The sequence below is a fragment of the Mycolicibacterium litorale genome (assembly GCF_010731695.1).
In the GTDB taxonomy this organism is placed as follows: domain Bacteria; phylum Actinomycetota; class Actinomycetes; order Mycobacteriales; family Mycobacteriaceae; genus Mycobacterium; species Mycobacterium litorale.
Genome location: NZ_AP022586.1, coordinates 697,234 through 714,377 on the forward strand (window position 1 = coordinate 697,234; position 17,144 = coordinate 714,377).

11 protein-coding genes are annotated in these 17,144 nt (G+C 68.6%); 7 read left to right on the top strand and 4 right to left on the bottom strand.

Features of this window, described 5'->3' with window-relative positions; translation table 11 throughout:
• Window positions 1-10 precede the first annotated feature (10 nt).
• Window positions 11-3,355, bottom strand: coding sequence for a hypothetical protein (locus G6N30_RS27325; RefSeq protein ID WP_163687378.1), 3,345 nt, complete (start codon window positions 3,353-3,355; stop codon window positions 11-13).
• A gap of 192 nt (window positions 3,356-3,547) precedes the next feature.
• On the opposite strand from G6N30_RS27325, the gene G6N30_RS03345 reads away from it, so the two are divergent.
• The 3 genes from G6N30_RS03345 (at window position 3,548) to G6N30_RS03355 (ending at window position 7,399) form a co-directional block, all read left to right on the top strand.
• On the top strand, window positions 3,548-4,081 hold the full coding sequence (locus G6N30_RS03345) for a hypothetical protein (protein WP_234880315.1): 534 nt from the start codon (window positions 3,548-3,550) through the stop codon (window positions 4,079-4,081).
• 200 nt (window positions 4,082-4,281) lie between these two features.
• A complete protein-coding gene (locus tag G6N30_RS03350; RefSeq protein WP_134059976.1) occupies window positions 4,282-5,862 on the top strand; it encodes a methyltransferase regulatory domain-containing protein in 1,581 nt (526 codons plus the stop codon).
• A gap of 64 nt (window positions 5,863-5,926) precedes the next feature.
• A complete protein-coding gene (locus tag G6N30_RS03355) occupies window positions 5,927-7,399 on the top strand; it encodes an HNH endonuclease signature motif containing protein (protein ID WP_134059978.1) in 1,473 nt (490 codons plus the stop codon).
• On the opposite strand, the gene G6N30_RS03360 is transcribed toward G6N30_RS03355, so the two are convergent.
• A complete protein-coding gene (locus G6N30_RS03360) occupies window positions 7,387-9,363 on the bottom strand; it encodes a cellulose biosynthesis cyclic di-GMP-binding regulatory protein BcsB (protein ID WP_134059980.1) in 1,977 nt (658 codons plus the stop codon). The two genes, G6N30_RS03355 and G6N30_RS03360, sit on opposite strands and share 13 nt — an antisense overlap.
• 303 nt (window positions 9,364-9,666) lie before the next feature.
• Between G6N30_RS03360 and G6N30_RS03365 the strand changes: the two genes are divergently transcribed.
• Genes G6N30_RS03365 through G6N30_RS03380 form a run of 4 tightly spaced genes read left to right on the top strand, consistent with a single transcriptional unit; the run spans window position 9,667 to window position 14,483 of the window.
• Window positions 9,667-10,854: a hypothetical protein gene (locus G6N30_RS03365; protein WP_234880316.1), complete on the top strand. Its 1,188-nt coding sequence runs from the start codon at window positions 9,667-9,669 to the stop codon at window positions 10,852-10,854.
• Window positions 10,851-11,969 (top strand): glycosyltransferase, encoded by a 1,119-nt coding sequence (locus tag G6N30_RS03370; protein ID WP_134059982.1) that lies wholly within the window; start codon window positions 10,851-10,853, stop codon window positions 11,967-11,969. The genes G6N30_RS03365 and G6N30_RS03370 overlap by 4 nt, the downstream gene beginning before the upstream one ends.
• Window positions 11,962-13,131 (top strand): hypothetical protein, encoded by a 1,170-nt coding sequence (locus G6N30_RS03375; RefSeq protein ID WP_134059985.1) that lies wholly within the window; start codon window positions 11,962-11,964, stop codon window positions 13,129-13,131. Before G6N30_RS03370 ends, G6N30_RS03375 begins: the two co-directional genes overlap by 8 nt.
• A complete protein-coding gene (locus G6N30_RS03380) occupies window positions 13,131-14,483 on the top strand; it encodes an O-antigen polymerase (protein WP_134059987.1) in 1,353 nt (450 codons plus the stop codon). Before G6N30_RS03375 ends, G6N30_RS03380 begins: the two co-directional genes overlap by 1 nt.
• On the opposite strand, the gene G6N30_RS03385 is transcribed toward G6N30_RS03380, so the two are convergent.
• Window positions 14,443-15,990 (bottom strand): glycosyl hydrolase family 28-related protein, encoded by a 1,548-nt coding sequence (locus G6N30_RS03385; protein ID WP_134059989.1) that lies wholly within the window; start codon window positions 15,988-15,990, stop codon window positions 14,443-14,445. The genes G6N30_RS03380 and G6N30_RS03385 overlap by 41 nt on opposite strands.
• Entirely contained in the window at window positions 15,987-17,102 is a 1,116-nt protein-coding gene (locus G6N30_RS03390; protein WP_234880317.1) for a glycosyltransferase family 4 protein, read from the bottom strand. The genes G6N30_RS03385 and G6N30_RS03390 overlap by 4 nt, the downstream gene beginning before the upstream one ends.
• Window positions 17,103-17,144: the final 42 nt, after the last annotated feature.

Sequence of the window (17,144 nt, forward strand, 5' to 3'; positions counted from 1 at the left end):
CTCGTCGGTGCTATCCGCCGGTGCCGGTCCCTGCACCGTCTGTGCTGCCGCCGGTCGTGCCACTACCGGTCTCTCCGCCGTCGGTGTTATCGGATTCGTCGTCAGCTCCACCGGCAGTGCTTCCGCCGGTCCTGTTGCCGCCGCTGGTGATGCGGTCGACGACCCTGTCGATGCTCTTCGAGATCGGGTTGTCCCGGATGGCGCTGGAGATGTCGCTGAGACTCCGCTTACCGCTCGGCTTCGTCGTGGTCGTGACCTCGTCGCCGGTGTCGCCGCCGCCCACCCGCGCGGGGGCGAGGTCTGCGGCGGTCTCAGGCGCGGCAGGGAGACCCACGCCCGAGGGCAGCAAGCCTGTCGGGATCGAGAACGTGGGCCCGTCGAAGCCGGGGACGCTTCCGGGGCCGCCGGGACCGCCGGTCGCGGAGATGGGCGAGATCGCGCCGCCGCCGGGACCACCCGGGCCTGGGATGGGGCCGGGGCCGCCGTCGCCGCCCGCGCCACCGACTGCGGCCAGGAGTGCTTCCGCCCAGCCGCCGAAGCCGCCGGCGCCACCGATCAGGCCGCCGCCTCCGCCGTTGCCGCCGTCGCCGCCGAAGCCCAGGCCGAGGGCGAGAGCGTTCCCGCCGAAGCCGCCGAGGCCGCCGATCAGGCCGCCATCGCCCGCATCTCCGCCCTGGCCGCCCACCGAGAGGATGGAGTTCGGGAGGAACGGGAAGGTCGATCCCAGCGAGCCGGCGTTGCCGCCGCCTCCGCCGAGGCCGCCGATGAGGCTGCCGGGCCCGCCCTGACCGCCCTGACCGCCGGTCTCGATCGTGAAGTTCGCCGGGTCGATGCCAAGGAACCCGAGGTCCAGGCCGCCGAACAGACCACCCGGGTCGGTGCCGCCACCCGTGCCACCGCCCAGAAGACCGCCGAGGCTGAAGACGCCCGTGCCGCCCTGGCCGCCCGCACCGCCGATCAGGCCGCTACCGCCGTTGCCGCCGACGGCGTCGTTGTCGGTATTGATCAGTCCTGCGAGTCCGCCGAGGTCGCTCGGGTCGAGATCACCGATGTCGGCGAGGTCGATGAGGTCGAACGGATTCGAGTAGTACCTGGTGCCACCGGTGCCACCGCCGCCGCCGAAGATGGTTCCGTTGCCGCCGTCGCCACCGTCCCCCGCGTTGGCATGGCCGACGGGGAGGGCAGGAAGGGGAACCAGGGGAACTACCTGGCCGATGATCGGAAGCGAGACCGGCCCGAGGGTGAACTGCGCAGTGCCGTTGCCGCCGGTCGCGTCGCCCCCGTCGCCGCCGCGGCCGCCGAACAGCGTGTTGTTGACGCCGGGCAGGTTGCCCCCGCCGGTTCCACCGTCACCGGCGTTGCCGGTCAGACTGCCGGTCGCGTCGCCGCCACGGCCACCGCCGCCGCCGAGCAGACCGCCGCCGCCCGTTCCGCCCAGGCCGCCGTTACCTGTACCGACGGGAACGTCCGTCGCCTTGATCGGGACATTGATGGTGAGGGGGCCAATCGACAGCGGGAAGGTCGTGTCGACGTCTGCAGTGCCATTCGCAGTCCCGGTGCCCCCGGCGCCGCCCGTGCCGCCAAGGAGGGCTCCCGAGCCGGCATTCCCGCCGTTTCCGCCAGTGCCGATGAGACTGCCGATGCCTTCACCACCCGCACCGCCACCGCCACCGAACAACGCGCCGCCGCCACCGGTTCCGCCTGCCCCGCCGATACCTCGGCCGGCAGCACCGGTCGCCGCAAGCGGAATTGAGTTGGGAAGGTTAATCGGTAGCAGGTCTCCGATAATCGACGGAATCTCGAAATTCACCGTCGTCGGTCCTTCGGCGAGATTGGTGCCGGTGCCACCCGTGCCGCCGGTGCCGCCGAAGCCGAGCAGCGTCGCGAATCCGCCCTTACCGCCGGCGCCGCCGGTAGCAAGATTCGTAAATGAGTTCGCGGTTGCGTCGCCGCCGACGCCGCCGCCGCCGCCATTTCCGACGAGCCCGCTGGTGCCGCCGTCGCCTCCTACACCACCTTCGGCAGGACCGCCCACTAGGGCTGTTCCGAGGTCAGTGGGCCCGGCGGCGAGAGACGTTGTTCTCGGGTTCGTGCCTCCGAGAGCAAGAAGAGCGAGGCCGTCCTGAATTCCGCATGACGAGAACTTGCTGCACCCCGGCGTCCCCACTAGAGAGCCTACGAGTTTTCCGTCTTTCGACCCGCCTGCGTAATAGACGGTCTTGGTTTGTGTACCGGCCGTTGTCAGGGTCGTTGTCTGCTCGGACCCGGTGTTGATACCCGCGCCCCCCGCACCTCCGCTGCCGCCACTGCCAAAGAGGGTTCCGGCCGCGCCGCCTGCGCCGCCGCCGCCGCCCTTGCCCATGCTGAAGGACGAAACCGTCTCTCCGACACCGCCTGCGCCGCCTTCACCGCCCGCGCCGACCAGGCCGCTGGCGCCGCCGGCACCGCCTGCGCCACCGGTCGCGGAACCGGCGGCGACGCCTACTGTGCTGACAGTGGTAGTGCCCACCTTTTGGGTTACGGTCTTGATTCCCGGGATGCTGGTATCGGTGTCGGTCGTGCTGAACGGCACTGGGGTGCCGGGGACCGTAACGTCAACACCGCTGCCGATCGATTCGGCATCGCCACCCAGTCCTCCAGCGCCGCCGCCGCCGAATAAGCCGCCCTGGCCGCCAGCCCCGCCGGCGCCGCCCACTGCGGCGTTGGTCTTCGTCGTGACATCACCGCCGTTGCCGCCGGCCCCGCCCCAGCCTGCGAACAAGCCACCGTTCCCACCCGCGCCGCCGGTATTGCCGGTGACGGTGGTGGCGTTAGCCACACCAACGACGTTGTCGGTCTTCGCAAGGGCATCGCCGCCACGGCCACCATTGCCGAAGAGCCCGGCGTCGCCACCCGTACCGCCGTTCGCGCCTGCGCCGCCGTTTCCGAACAGCAGACCACCGTTACCGCCGTTGCAGGCAGTGCCGGTGCAGTCGGCGGCGGCGTCGACACCGTTTCCGATGAGCATGCCGCCGGGTCCGACCAGATTGAGCGGATCCAGGGCGTCGAAGCTCCCGAACGAGCCGGCCGCTGCACCGACCCCGGCACCGAACAGCGAGCCGTTCCCACCTCCGGTGAACTCGGCCACGGCCTCACCCGCCAGGCACTCGAAATCGTCCGACGCGCAGGGTGCGGCCGCAGCGGTACCCGTGTTGGCTCCCGTCGTCAGGCCGACAGTGAACGCCCCGGCGGCCAGCGCCGCACTGAACAGGGCGCCGGTCGTCAACCGCTTCGCCACGTTGCCGGTGGGTGTCGCGTGCTTCGGTTTGACGGCCCGGAGTGCCGCCGGGATGTCCGTGTGGGTGTGGTCTGTCATGGTGGCCCCCTCGCCCCTCGCTGGTTCGAACGTCGACGAGGCGTGGTCAGACCAGCTCCGTTGGCGCGAATTTAGCAAACTTAAGGGAAGCTGAGAAGGGGGTGTGAATTTATTAGTTGAGGGTGGAAATATCTGATCACGCATCCGGCTGAAATAAGTCCCGCACCTGCTAGCGCGGCTACGATGCCGCCCATGTCGGAGTCTTCTGAACCTGAGCTCCTGGCGCAGGAGCGGCGCCACCGAGTGTTTCTCGACTGGCGTACCGCCGTGTCCTTGGCTTCGGCGGTCGTTGCGGTAGTAGCGCTGTGCCTGGCTGGCTGGTCTTTGCTCAGAAGTGGGGACGACGAGACTGACGCCGGAAGTTTCAGCGATGCGCAGCGCGCAGAGGCCAAGGCCAAGACGTGCGGCGCGATTGAGCTCGTCCGCCGCGGGGTATCGCGCAACACCAACCTCGTCGTACCAGGTGGACCCGCCGATATCGCCGGAAACCTGGCGTCTGCTGCCAACGCGCGGCTGGCGCTCTACGATGGGGGTCAGTACCTCATCGATCGACTTGAGCCGGCGACGCCGTCGGACATCGCCGACGCTGCGCGAGGATTCGCTGACACACTCATGGACATCGCCGCCGCGGCCACCGCGGGATCCCTCGACTCAGACCCCAACCAAGTCGCCCGACGGAAGAGCGCGGACGAGGCGAATACGAAGCTCGGCGAGCTTTGCAAGTAAGTTACGAATGCAAGTGACCCTGCACGTGTCTGTCCTGTTGAGAGAGATTCGACTTCGTTTTGTGAGCAGTTCGCCGGGTAATCAGAGGTTCCCTACGCGGGCACATGACGCATTAGCAAACTATTTGAATTCCCAACAAGATACTTCAAGATCGACGAGCAGTCGGCGACGTGACCAGACATTCCTGAGGAGAGCCGGAGATGGTTGAAGCGGTTGACCGGTTGCGTGCCGACTACGACGCCGTCCCGTACGTGTCGCACGCATTCCCGCAGACTGCTCCCGGGCGCCTGGCTGCGATCGCCCACGTTTTCGGACTGGACGTCCCCAACGTGTCCACCGCCCGCGTACTCGAGATCGGCTGCTCGGCCGGCGGCAATCTGATCCCGTTCGCCGCATGGCATCCCCGTGCGCGAGTCGTGGGTCTCGATCTCTCTGCGGTGCAGATCGACCAGGGGCGCAAGCTCGTCGCGGCGCTCGGCCTTCGCAATGTCGAACTGCGACAAGGAGATATCGCCTCGATCGACCTGACAGCGCTGGGGCAGTTCGATTTCATCATCTGTCACGGTGTGTACAGCTGGGTGCCCCCGAACGTGCAGGACGCAATCCTGTCGGCGTTCAGCCGGTTGTTGGCCCCTGAGGGTGTCGCTCACCTCAGCTACAACGTGTATCCCGGCTGGAAGGCGAAAGAAATCGTTCGTGACGCCATGCTGTTGCGTGGCGGCGACAGAACGACGGCAGAGGAGAAGCTGAGTTACGCCCGCGGCATGATCGACTTCCTTCACGAGGTGGCCCCGGCCGACAGCGTTCTCGCCAAGGCGCTCGATGACTTCAAGGCGGAACGCAGCCACGCGAACGACTACTACGTGCTGCATGAACAGCTTGAGGCGTTCAACGCGCCATGCTATTTTCTCGACCTTGGTAGGCGGGCTGAACCCCATCGCCTCGCCTATCTCGCGGACGTGGAAGTGCAGAGCATGTTCGCCGTCAACTACGGCGACAAGGTCGCGGTGCCGTTGCTCAAGGAGTGCGGACACAGCCAGGTACTGGTCGAGCAGTATCTGGACTTCGTTGTCAACCGCACGTTCCGCCAGTCGCTTCTGGTGCACGGCGAACGCGGACCGCAGATCAGTTACCAGTTGGATCGCCGACGCTTCGATCGTCTGCATTTCGCCGCGCGCTTGCTGCCTGCGGACGGCGAAGTCCGACTCGACGACACCACCCAAGAATTTCGCGATGGCACCAGGAACCTCTTCACTCGAGACCCGGGGGTGAAGGCGGCGATCGACGCGCTCAGCGCGCGCTGGCCGTGGACGCTGTCACGTCGCGAACTCCTGTACGAGGTGCACGCCCACCTGGGTCGTGCGGGAGTCGCGGCTCCCGAGGACCAAGAGGCGAAGATCGATGAGTTGCTGGAGGCCTTGATCATTCGCGGCCTGGCGCGTTTCCGGCTTGATCCGGTATCGCCGGAGCCGGCCCGCACGCCGCTGACGATCGACGAGCCGATCCGCCGCATGGCAGAACTCGCGCGCGGACGCGCCGGCGGGTACTTGGTCAATCGGTGGCACGAAGGGGTGGCCCTTTCCGTGGTCGACAGTTACCTACTCCCGCTCATGGACGGCACACGCGATCGTGACGTGCTGGTCGAGCACTTGTACGCATTCGTCGTCGAGGACGCGATCAGATTCGAGCGAGACGGGAGACGGCTGTCCGGCGCCGACGAGTTGCGCGCCGCCGTGGCCGAGTGGATCGACACGTTGCCGCAGCGGCTGCCCGCACTCTGATCTTCAGCGCGGCAGGGTTGTGGGCCGGTGCGCAATGTCAGACCCGGCTGGCATACTCGAACACATGTTCGACGACCTCGATGACGCGGCCCTGGTGGCGGCCATCGAGGAGCACACGCGCGCCGAGGCGGCCCAGGGTGCCGCTCGGCTGGCGGCGATCGCCGAGTTGACCAGACGCCGCGAGCTCAGTGCCGGAGACGATCGGGTGCTGTGGGCGTGTGATGCATGGTCGGCGGCGTCGGCGGAGGTTTCGGCGGCCATGGGGATCAGTGCGCGGGCGTCGTCACGGGAGATGAGGATCGCGCTGGCGCTGCGCGACCGGTTGCCGAAGGTGGCCGCCCTCTATGCCGACGGCAAGCTCAGTTCCCGGATCGTCTCGACGATCACCTGGCGCACCCGGTTGGTCGAGGACGGCGAAGCACTGGCACGGATCGATGAGCGCGTCGCCGAACACGCCACGAGGTGGGGGACGCTGTCGGGCGAGAAACTCGAGCGCGCCGTGGATCTCTGGGTGGACTGCTATGACCCGGCCGCGGTGATCCGCACCCGCTTGGCGGCCCGCGATCGAGACGTCTCCATCGGTAGCTCCGACGATCCGACAGTGACGACCTCGCTGTGGGGGCGGTTGCTCGCGAGCGACGCGGAGGCGTTGAGGCGCCGCCTGGCGCAGATGGTCGCCGGTGTGTGCGAGACCGACCCCCGCACCCCAGGGCAGCGCCGCGCCGACGCCCTGGGCGCGCTGGGCGCCGGCGCGCAGACATTGGCATGCCAGTGCGGAACCGACTGCCCCAAGGCGGGCAGTGACGGTGGCGGCGATCACGTGGTGATCCATGTCGTGGCCAATCAGGCCGCCGTCGACCACGCCGCCGCAACCGACGATCCCGCGCTGTCCGGGGAAGGGCCGCTGATCACCGAGACCTCGCCGCCACCGCCTGATGCGGCGGCGGTGATCATCGGCGCGGGAGCGATTCCGACGCCGCTGCTCGCCGAATTGCTGCGCCGTGGCGCGAAGGTCACCACCGTCGCCGCGCCCACCGAGTCAGAACCCCGGTATCGGCCATCGACGGCGCTGGACCGGTTCGTGCGGGTGCGGGACGAGGCGTGCCGGTTCCCCGGCTGCACACGCGCGGCGGTGTTCGCCGACATCGACCACACGGTTCCCCACCCGGATGGCGCGACACATGCGTCGAACCTCAAATGCCTGTGTCGCGAACATCATTTACTGAAAACGTTTTGGACCGGTCCCGACGGGTGGGCGGATCACCAGCTGCCCGACGGCACCGTGGTGTGGCGGTCACCGGCCGGGCGTGAGTACCGCACCGCACCGGGTGCCGCGCTGTTCTTCCCGGACTGGGACACCACCACGGCGACGCTGCCCCGGCCCAAGCGCAGGCCGTCGACGGCGCAGCGCAATGTGCGAGTGCCCAAACGGCGTCGCACCCGCGAAGCCGAGCGCCGATCGCGCATCAAGGCTGAGCGCCAACGCAATCAGAACTGCATCGCCCCGCGCAGCCGCGCGCCGGCTCAGTCTTCTTGAGGCGTCGCACCGCGACGCCGCCACAACAAGGCCGCGGCAACAGCGAGGGCGGCGAGGACGACGCCACCGACGGCGATGGCCACCCTGCTCTGCCAGTCAGTGGTGTCCTCGGCAGCGATCGGCGCGGTATCTTCGGCCCCGATCGCCAGATTCGTGACGCGTCCCTCGGCGCCGGCGGCCAGCACATCGCCGGTCAGACTCGACCAGCCCTCAGGCTGCTGATCGATGTATCCGAAGAGCGGTTCGACCAGGGACCACGCGCCGCTGGTGGTCACGAGAACCACCGTGCGGTCGCGCGGCTCGTCGGCGAACGTCTGAATCGACCCCAGCCCGCGATTGATCTGCGCCCGCAATTGGTCACGCAGATCGACCTGGACATCGGAGCTCTCACCGCCGACCGGCGGCCGCATCGAGGTCTGTTCGACCGTCGCCGCATTCGCCACGATCAAGGCGCCCATACGCGCGTCCGCAGCCGCCTTCACGTCCACGACACGCGGCACCAGCACCGCATCGGTCAGCCGCGCGATGTTCGCGACCACCCGGGTCGCATAGTGCAGCTGATTCGGATTGCTGCCGTCGAGCGCGACGAGGAACTCCGGGCTGAACTCCGAAGGCACAGCGCCGAACCCAGCAAGGGGCGGGCCGCCGCGGCGCATCGTCAGCGTCGAACGGGGGTCGATCTGGAAGCTCACCGGCGCGATGGTCGGCGAACACAGCTGGCGCGGGCTGAACGTCAGGCCGAACGCGAAATTGACTCTCTGACCCAGGAACTCGCCCGGTACATCGAAAACGGTGTCGACGCGGCCGTTCTCGCCCAGCGGCGCGGTGTGCAGGGCCTGGCCGTTGACGCTGATGGTCACCGATGCCGAGTCGAGCGGCTGCACCGGCGTGTGTGTGGCCAGCAGGTGCACCTGCAGCCCGTCGACCCGCCCGGCGCCCAAGGCCGCCCGGTCGACCCCGACGGTCAAGGTGGCGGTCCGCAGCACAGAACTCTCGCCGGCGATGTTCACCTCGCCGAAGCTGACCTCGTCGTCATCGGATTCCCCTCGGGCACCGGCCTTCTCGACCCGCGCATCGGGGACCTGCACCAGCGACTGCATCTGGGTGGCGACCACCGACGCCTGAGCGGCGAGCTGGTCACCCCGCCCAGTCAGCTTCAGATACACGTCGCCCCGGTCGGGGTTCACGACGGCCAGCCCGGCGTCACCGTTCTCGACCACGACGGTCCGGGTGAACTGCGGTGCCGGCGGAGGAACGGCACCACGTGGCTGCTTGACCACCGTGACCGCCGTGGCCTGCGGCCGGTACATCCGCGCCACCGCGGAGGCCAGCGTGAGGACGGCCTGCTCTTCGCCGTCATCGGCATCGATCGGCGCGTAGATCGTCAGTCGTTGCAGGACAGCGGGAAAGAACGAGGCGACCGTCGTCGGCGCCGGTTCGATCCCGGCGAACACGGTGGTGAGGTCACTCAACCGGACCTGTTCGCCGAGGCCGCATCGTTCCGCGGCCGGCAACGCGGCCTCTCGCACGGTGAACGACAACCCGAGCTTCGATCCGCTCACCTGCGCCGCAGAGATGTCGACGTCGAACGGCACCACCGCTTGATCGGGCACGACGGCGGGCAGGTTGACCGTTGCGAGGAACCGGCCGGTGGTATCGGAGATCTCGACGAAGCCGGCCCCGAAGTCGACCGGCGCGTGGATCAGCCCGCGCAGCCGGGTGGCGGTGAAGCCGGTGGGAACGGGCACCGCGAAGTCCTGATTCGTATTGGCGCCGACCAGCGTCAAATCACCGGGCAGACCCAGCGTCCGCCACGGCAGCGTCGCCTCGCCAGCGGCGGACGGATCTGCGTTCAGCGGGGCGGCTTGAGCGGCGGCGGGCGCACCCAGTGCCGCCACCAACATCATCGACAGGCACAGACCCGCGAATCGACGGGCAATGGCACCGGTGAACCCAACAGACACGCCGCTCCAGTCTCGAGTCGGTGGGCTTTTGATGTCACCCCCTGGCGCCGGACGTTACCGGCAAAACGTCATCGCAAAAAGGGTGACGCGCCGCTCACCTCATTGAAGGGGCAACGTGTTTACTGGTCTTTCGCCGATACTGTGTCTGGCCCGGCGAATCCCACCGGGCCATTACGATATTGGTCGCATCGAGGGTCAGGATGGAGCGCCGCGGAGTTGTCTGCCAATGTGTCGAGAGTTCCGGCGCCCGCGGTCGGGTTGATTTCTTCGCTGGAATCGCGCCTGGTGAGGGTGAAATTTCTGGTGGCCGCACTCATAGGCATCGGCATCGGTGCGCTGATCGGCGGTGTGGCCTTCGCGGCACTGGGTACCGACACCACCGCGACAGCGTTTGTGCGTCTGCAGCATCCGGCTGATCTGACCGCGATCGCGGCCGGGGCCAGTCAGGTCACCCCCGACAATCAAGGCAATACGAGCAATTTCGTCGGCGGCGAGATCGCCTATCTGTCCGGGGAGGGTTTCGCCCAGGCGGTCGCCAGGAAAATGGCGCTCGACGAGCCGGCGGTGCTCAATGTGGCGCAAGCCAGCGAGTCGTCAGTCGTCACCATCAGCAATAGCAGCAAATCTCGCGACGAAGCCATCAGGACCGTACAGGTCGCGATCGATCTCTACGGCCAAGAGCTCGAGCAGCGGGTCGACGAGCAACTCCGAGGCATCCTCTCCGCACTGACGCAGTGGCAGCAGCGCGACACCGCGGACGTGACGAGGATGCAGGAACTCGCCCGCGTGCGGGAGAGCGTGGAACTCCAAGCAACGGAGGCTTCCACGTTGCTGGTGGTGCAGCCGCCGACACCGAACCACCCCAGTTCGCAGCAGTGGGTCATCGGGGTCTTCCTGGGCGGACTGGTCGGCGGCGCCTGCGCGATCGCCGTGGCGCTCACCCGGCGGCGGCGCTCGGGCCGCGGCGCGATGGCCACGACGCTGACCGACAACGTCGACGGAGTGCTCGTCCCCGCTGTCGATCTCGACATGAAACACCCCGGCGGGCGGCACGACGACGAGCAATTGCGACTCGCCCGCACCCTCTACTCCCAGACACCGTCGGCCGCGCCGGGCGGGGATCTCCTGGTGATCGGCGCGTCACCGTCGTCGGGCAGCGCCGAGGTGGCGGCCCTGCTGGAACTCGGCGCGGCCGACATCCGTTCCGCCGCGCAGCAGGATGCGGTGCGCGTCGTGCACGGCGGAGTCGTCGGCGACCCGGCCCTGACGCCCACGGTCGTCGGCGCGGCGACCGGCATCGTGCTCGTGGCCCGCCTCGACGGCGACAGTGCGGCGCAGGCGGTGGCCCTGCGGGCGGCGACCGCGTCCAGCGCGGCGCCGGTGGTCGCGGTGTTCACCTACCGACGACCCGCTGCTGCGTTCATGCGCAGACGCCGGGAGACCACAGAACCGCCATCACCGAAGAACGACCGCGAGCGGAGCATGCAGTGACGGTCGCGATCGTCCACGAACGATTGACCGAGATCGCCGGCTCCGAACACGTCGTCGCCGAACTCGCCCGGCAGTGGCCGGACGCGCCGATCCACATCCCGATCGTCGACCCGCGCGTCACCGCCGACTTCGTCCCGCGCGTCCAGACCGGTCCGCTGTCCTCGGCCTACCGGGCGGCCAGATACCGCACCTACGCACCCCTGCTGCCGCTCGTGCCGGGCTGGCTGAGACGCCGTGACTTCGGTTCGGCCGAAGCGGTGCTCATCAGTCACCACGCATTCGCCGCCGCCGCCGTCAACGCCGCGGGGACCACGCCGACGATCGTCTACGTGCACTCACCGGCGCGGTGGGCGTGGGACAAGAAGATGCGCCGCGAAGAGGCGCCGTCGCTACCCGGACAGCTGGCCCTGGGGATGCTGTCCCGGTTGGCGATCGCCGTCGAACGCTCGGCGGCACCGAACATTTCGACCATCGTGGCCAACAGCACGACGGTGGCCCAGCGGGTCAAGGACCACTGGAACCGCGAGGCTCAGGTCGTCCACCCACCCGTGAACATCGAGCATTACACGCCGGACCCGGCACAGCAGCGCGGTGACTACTTCCTCCTCGCCGGCCGCCTGGTCGCCTACAAGCGCCCGGACATCGCGATCCGAGCCGCCGTCGAGGCCGGCGTCCGGCTCATCGTCGCGGGCGACGGCCGCGAAGCCGCCCGGTGCCGCAAGCTCGCCGACGGCGGCGACGTCACGTTCGCCGGCCGCGTGTCGAACGAGGAGTTCCGCAACCTGTATCGCGGGGCCAGGGCGATGGTCATGCCGGGGGAGGAGGACTTCGGCATCACGCCCGTCGAGGCGATGGCGTGCGGCACCCCGGTGATCGCCCTCGGTGTCGGCGGCGCGCTCGACAGTGTGGTCGACGGCGTGACCGGTTCGTTCGTCACCGGTCGGACCGACGCCGAGATCGTCAGCAACTTCGCCGAGACCTTCGCCTCCTTCGACAACGGCCGCTTCGATCCGGTCGCGATTCGCGAACGCGCCGAACAGTTCTCGCCGGAGGTGTTCCGCGCCAGGATGGCCGACGTGGTGGCGCAGACGTTGGCGGCCCACCGCCGTGCCTGACAGCAGGCACCTGCACACCCTGGTGCAGGTCGTTGCGGGTCTCGCGCTGAACGTGTTTCCCGCGATCTTCATCGCCATCTACGCGCGCATCGCGCCGATCGAGACCCAGGGCTTCCTCGCGCTGGCGCTCGCCGTCGGCGTCTACGTTGCGCAGTTGTTCAACGCCTTCATCGTCGAAGGCCGGTTGGCGACGCCCGACGCCGAAGGCGAACCGGGCCTGCCCGGCTGGGTGGTCCTGCTCAGCGCCGCCGCGTGCGGGCTGCTCGTGATCGGTCCAGCCGTCGCGTCGTCGGCCGTCCTGATGGCCGGCGCGATCGGCGTGATGACCGGCCTGCTGATGACGCGCTCGATCGGGGTGGTCACCGGCGAGTGGAAGACCGAGGGGTTCGCCGCGTCGGCGTTGATCGTCGCCAGCGTGATCGCGCTCTGGATGGCCGACCAGCACAATCCACACTGTGTGCGGGTGTTGGCGGTGGGGGCGCTGCTCGCGGTGGTGGTGCGGTACCGGCCGCGAAAAGCCATGCCGCGAATGGGATTTCCGCCTGATGTCCGCCGATCGAGCTGGGTCACCGCCGAAACCGCGGTGGTCGGCGCCGTCCAGCCCGCGATCACCTCGATCCTGTTGGTGATGGTCGGTCCGGCGGCCTCGGTCACGTTCCGTGTCATCTCCACGGTGGCGGGAGCGCTGGAGCCGATCCTGGCCTACGGCCGGTATCGCCTTCTCGCGCATGGGCACCGGGGTGAGCTCAAGGCGTTCGTCGCGGTGTTCACGGCCGGCATGGTCGTGGTGCTGGTCGCCGCGTTCGGTGGCGTCGGCAGCCTAATCTTCGGTCCGGCGTGGCAGGGCGTCGGCGTCGCAGCGATGCTGCTGGCCTGTCTGTGGAAAGCCTTCATGCTCGTCTCCACCGTGCCGTTCGCCGCACTGCGCAAGGCGGGTAAGACCGTGCTCGTGTTCTGGATCCGGGGCGCCAGCACGGTGGTCTATCTGGCGATCAGCGTCGGCTTCCTCATGGTGTGGCAGAGCACTGCGGCCATCTTCCTGGCGTTCGCGGTCTCCGAGATGATCACCGCCGTCGTCTACCACTGCGCCGCGGTGCGGGGCGCACCAGACTATGCGGCGGCGTTCGGGATGCGACGGCTACGGCAGCGGCTGGGTCAGTGATGTTCAGCACCGACCGCACCGGACTCGCCGCGCTCAGAGACGATGGGTCGTCCCACCCGCCGGCGTGGTTCACCCCGGCGGTGTTCATCCTCGCGCCGGCCGGCATGTCGTTCCTGGCGTGGTCGGCGCTGTTCGCCCGCCAGCAGGTCGGATCGCCACAGGCCTCGTCCGAGGCGCTGACCGGGTTCTCGACGCCCGCGGAGGTCACCGGGCGCGGTGTCGCACTGCTGGTGCTGTGGTACTGCGCGATCGTGATGGTGTCGATGGTCGGATTCTGGTGGGGGACACAGCACTCGCGGTCGACGGCCGGTGCCGCACGGGCGGCCACCCCCCGGTTCGAACGCCGGTATTTCTTCCTCCTGCTGACCGCCGGCGTCCTCGGGGTCGGTTACTCGTTCTGGAAGGTGGGCGGTATCCCGGCGATCATCGCCTCGCTGAGCGAGCAGACCGCCAACGACTTCAGCAATGCCCTCTCGGGTTTCGCGGGCCCACAGACGTTGCGGTACGCCACGATCCTGGCGGCGCCGATCGGGGTCTACCTGTGGCGCAAGAAGGTCATCGGGTGGCCGTACATGGTCGCGGGTGTGCTGCTGCTGGTGGCCAACGCGATGATCGCCTCGCGGCTGGCGCTGCTGATGGCGTGCGCAGTGTTCCTCGCCGCATGGGTGCGGGGTCGTGAACCACGGCCTGCCACCGGCGGATCCAGCGCGCGCACGTGGATCGCGGTGGGGTTGATCGCGCTCACCGGTTTCGGGGTGCTCACCGCGCTCAACTACTTCCGCAATGCGAACTACTACCGGGAGGCCGGCGTCTCCAATCCGGTGGCGATGAACGTCTATCAGTCCGGTGCCTATCTCGCGGTGCCGGCGCAGGTCTCGCTCGGCGTGTCCGACGCGGTGGTCAGCGGCGCCTGGGAGAACCGGGGCGGCGCGGTGGCCTCGTTGGACGCGATCAAGCCGACGTTCCTGCAATTCAACAAGGTGGCCAAGGACGACAGCTGGAAGCAGTCGTCGGTGTACGGCTACTCGGTGACGTTCGCGGGCAACTTCTTCACCAACTCCGTCTTCGCCGACATCTACTCCGAACACGGCGCCTGGGGGTGGCTGTACACGATCCTGGCGTACGGGTTCGCCGGGTACGTGTTCGCGCGCATGTTCAGTTTCAGCCCGGTCATCGCCGGCTCGGCGGGCGTGGTGGCCTACTGCTTCCTGGAGGTCTGGCGGGTACAGATCCTCAGTTACGGCATCGTCGTCTTCCTGCTGCTGCTGACGGGTGGATGTGCGGTGCTGGCCGCCCGGATGAGCGGGTCGGTCAGGGACGCCGCACCGCGGCAGTCACGACCGGCGGCGTGACCGTCAGACTCGGTATGGCAAGTGGTGCGGACTGGCGCACCGGGATCCAGGAGCTCGGGGCGGCGGGCCAGCCGATGCTCAACTCGTAAATGACCCCGTCGGAACGGTCGACGACCACCACGTGCCCGGGGGCGGTCTCCGGCGGCTCGGACCGGGTGATCGCCACGCTCAGGTGATCGATGGCGAGCTGTCCGGCGTTGTCCGCCCGGAACGCCACCACCGGTTCGGCATGACGAATGGACATGTCCCCGAGGCTGATTCCGCGAGCGTTGGCGATGCCTACGCCGCCGTTGCCGCCCGTGGTCGAGGTGGCGGTGACGCTGCAGTTGTCGATGCGCAGGCCGCTCGTCTGCTGTCCGGTCAGCGACTCGGCCCGCACCGCCCAGGTCGCGCAGTCGTCCAGCTTCGCGTCGTGCACGTGGACGTCGAAGTCGGTGAACCGCTGATCGCCGGAGGCCCCGGGCCGGGCCAGCAGGTGAACGCCCATGTCGCAGTCGGTGGCGGTGACGTCGGCGAGGCGAACCGCCTTGCTGGCCACGTAGTTCCATCCGACGTCGGTGCCGGGTTCGGCGGAGTCGACCAGGAACGCCGAACCGGAGTGCACTCCGACGACGTCGAGGCCCTCGATGCCGACCCCGGTGGCGCCGGCCAGTCGCACACCGTTCGCCCGGCACCCGAACACGTTGACGTTGGAGACGGTGAAGTCCGCGTTGGACCACTCGGTCAGTTCGGGGAACGAAAACGTGTGCGACTCCTTGTCGAATGCGGCACCCGGGGCGAAGTACGTCACCAGCGCGAGTCCGTCGTCGCCGGTGTTGACCGCGCTGAACTCGTCGACCACGGCATGCCGGCATGCGTTGAAGTGCAAACCGTCGGCCCCGCTGTCGGTCACCCGCAGCCCGGTCACCTTGATGCCGGACACGCCCAGCATCACCACCCCGGTCTGTGGGCTCGACCGCACCGTGCACCCTGACACGGCGACCTGATCGACCGGTGTCGGCGGCCCGGACCACCCGTTCGGCGGATCGTCTCCGGCGGTGGGGAAGCCCTCTACCCGGATACCGTCGCCCAGCGACCGCTGAGCACCGTCGGCCCATCGGATGTTGACGTTGCGCAACGCGATTCGTGACCCCGGCCCGCGGACCAGCAGGCCGTGACTGCTGCCGGTGCGCTCGGTCGGGTTGAGGTTGTCCATGTACAGCTCGGCGCCGGGATCGAATTCGACTGCAACATCGGATATTCCAGAGATGACGATCGCTGCGCCACCCGGTGGCCACCGCTTCGCGAACCGGTAGACCCCGCGGGGGAACCGGAGAGTTCCGTTCGCGCGCAACGCCCCCGCGGCGGCCTGGATCGCTTCCGAGTCATCGGTGATGCCGTCGCCCTTGGCGCCGAAGGCGCGGACGTCGACGACAGTGCGCTGATCGCCCAGCGAGCACGCCGCGAGGACGGCGACGGCGCTGACAGCGGGTACGCGCGCCAGCAGTGCGCGCCGCGACAGCGTCACGTCGTCGCGGCGAGGTCGGAACAGATCGCGTCGGCTGCGGCGGTCGCGCGGATGCGCCGCTGGCGTGCCAGCACATGGTCATGGCCGCGTTCGGCCAGCTCGGCTCTCGCCGCGTCGTCCGTGCAGTAGGTGCGCAGCAGCTCGGCCAGCTGGTCGGGCTGGTGCGGATCGAAGAACTCGGCACCGTCACCGCACGTCTCGCGCAGCGCCGGGATGGTCGAGGACAGCACAGCCGTGCGCGACGCCATCGCCTCGAGCGGCGGCAAGCCGGCGCCCTCGTACAGCGAAGGCATGATCAACAGCTCCGCCGAGGCGACCAGCGCCCGCAGCGCCGCGAACTCCAGCTGCCCCGTCACCAGCACCCGGTCCGGATTGTCCTCGGCGAGGCGGCGGACCCTGTCGTCGAGAGTCCGCAGGGACGCACCGCCGCCGGCGATCACCAGCTTGTGGGGAATCTCGTCGCGTAGACCGGCGAACGCCTCGAGCACCAGCGGAAGGTTCTTGTGCCGCTTGGTGTTTCCGACGTAGAGCACATAACGTCCCTGGACGGGGGACAGGTCCGGATCGGCCGGCTGCAGCCAGACCTCGTCGACCGGGATCGGTGTGACCAGCACCCGCGCCGACGGCTCGATCTCCGTCAGGGTGACCTTGGTCGCCTCCGAGACGGTGAAGATCCTGCGACAGCCCTTGGCATCGGCCTTGAGCATCGCGCGGGCGTACGCGCGGCGGGCCCGGCTCTGTCCGCTGATGGCCTCGGGGAGCAGGTGGATGGTGTCGTGCACCGTCACATACAGCGACATCCCGCGCCGGCCGGGCAGAAGACGGGCCAACGGGTACGGGTAGTGCGGCAGCCAGACCGCACGCGGTCGCGTCTCCTCGAACGCATGACGCCACGCCGACTGTTCGGCGGCGGAGTACATCGGCGCCCCCGACGGGCTGGCGATGATGACCTCGGTGCTCGGCCGCAGGGCGGGGCGCGAATCGGGATCCGCAAGCACGGCCAGGCAGAGACCGTTTCGAGCCGCCGCATCCTCCAGGTGGGGAAGCTGCGTGCGGATGTACGTCCCTATGCCGCTCTGCCGGATGTGTCGGGCATCGAACAGCAGATCCACACGGCGGTCATTCCTCCGCGGATCTTTCACACGCCCTCCTGT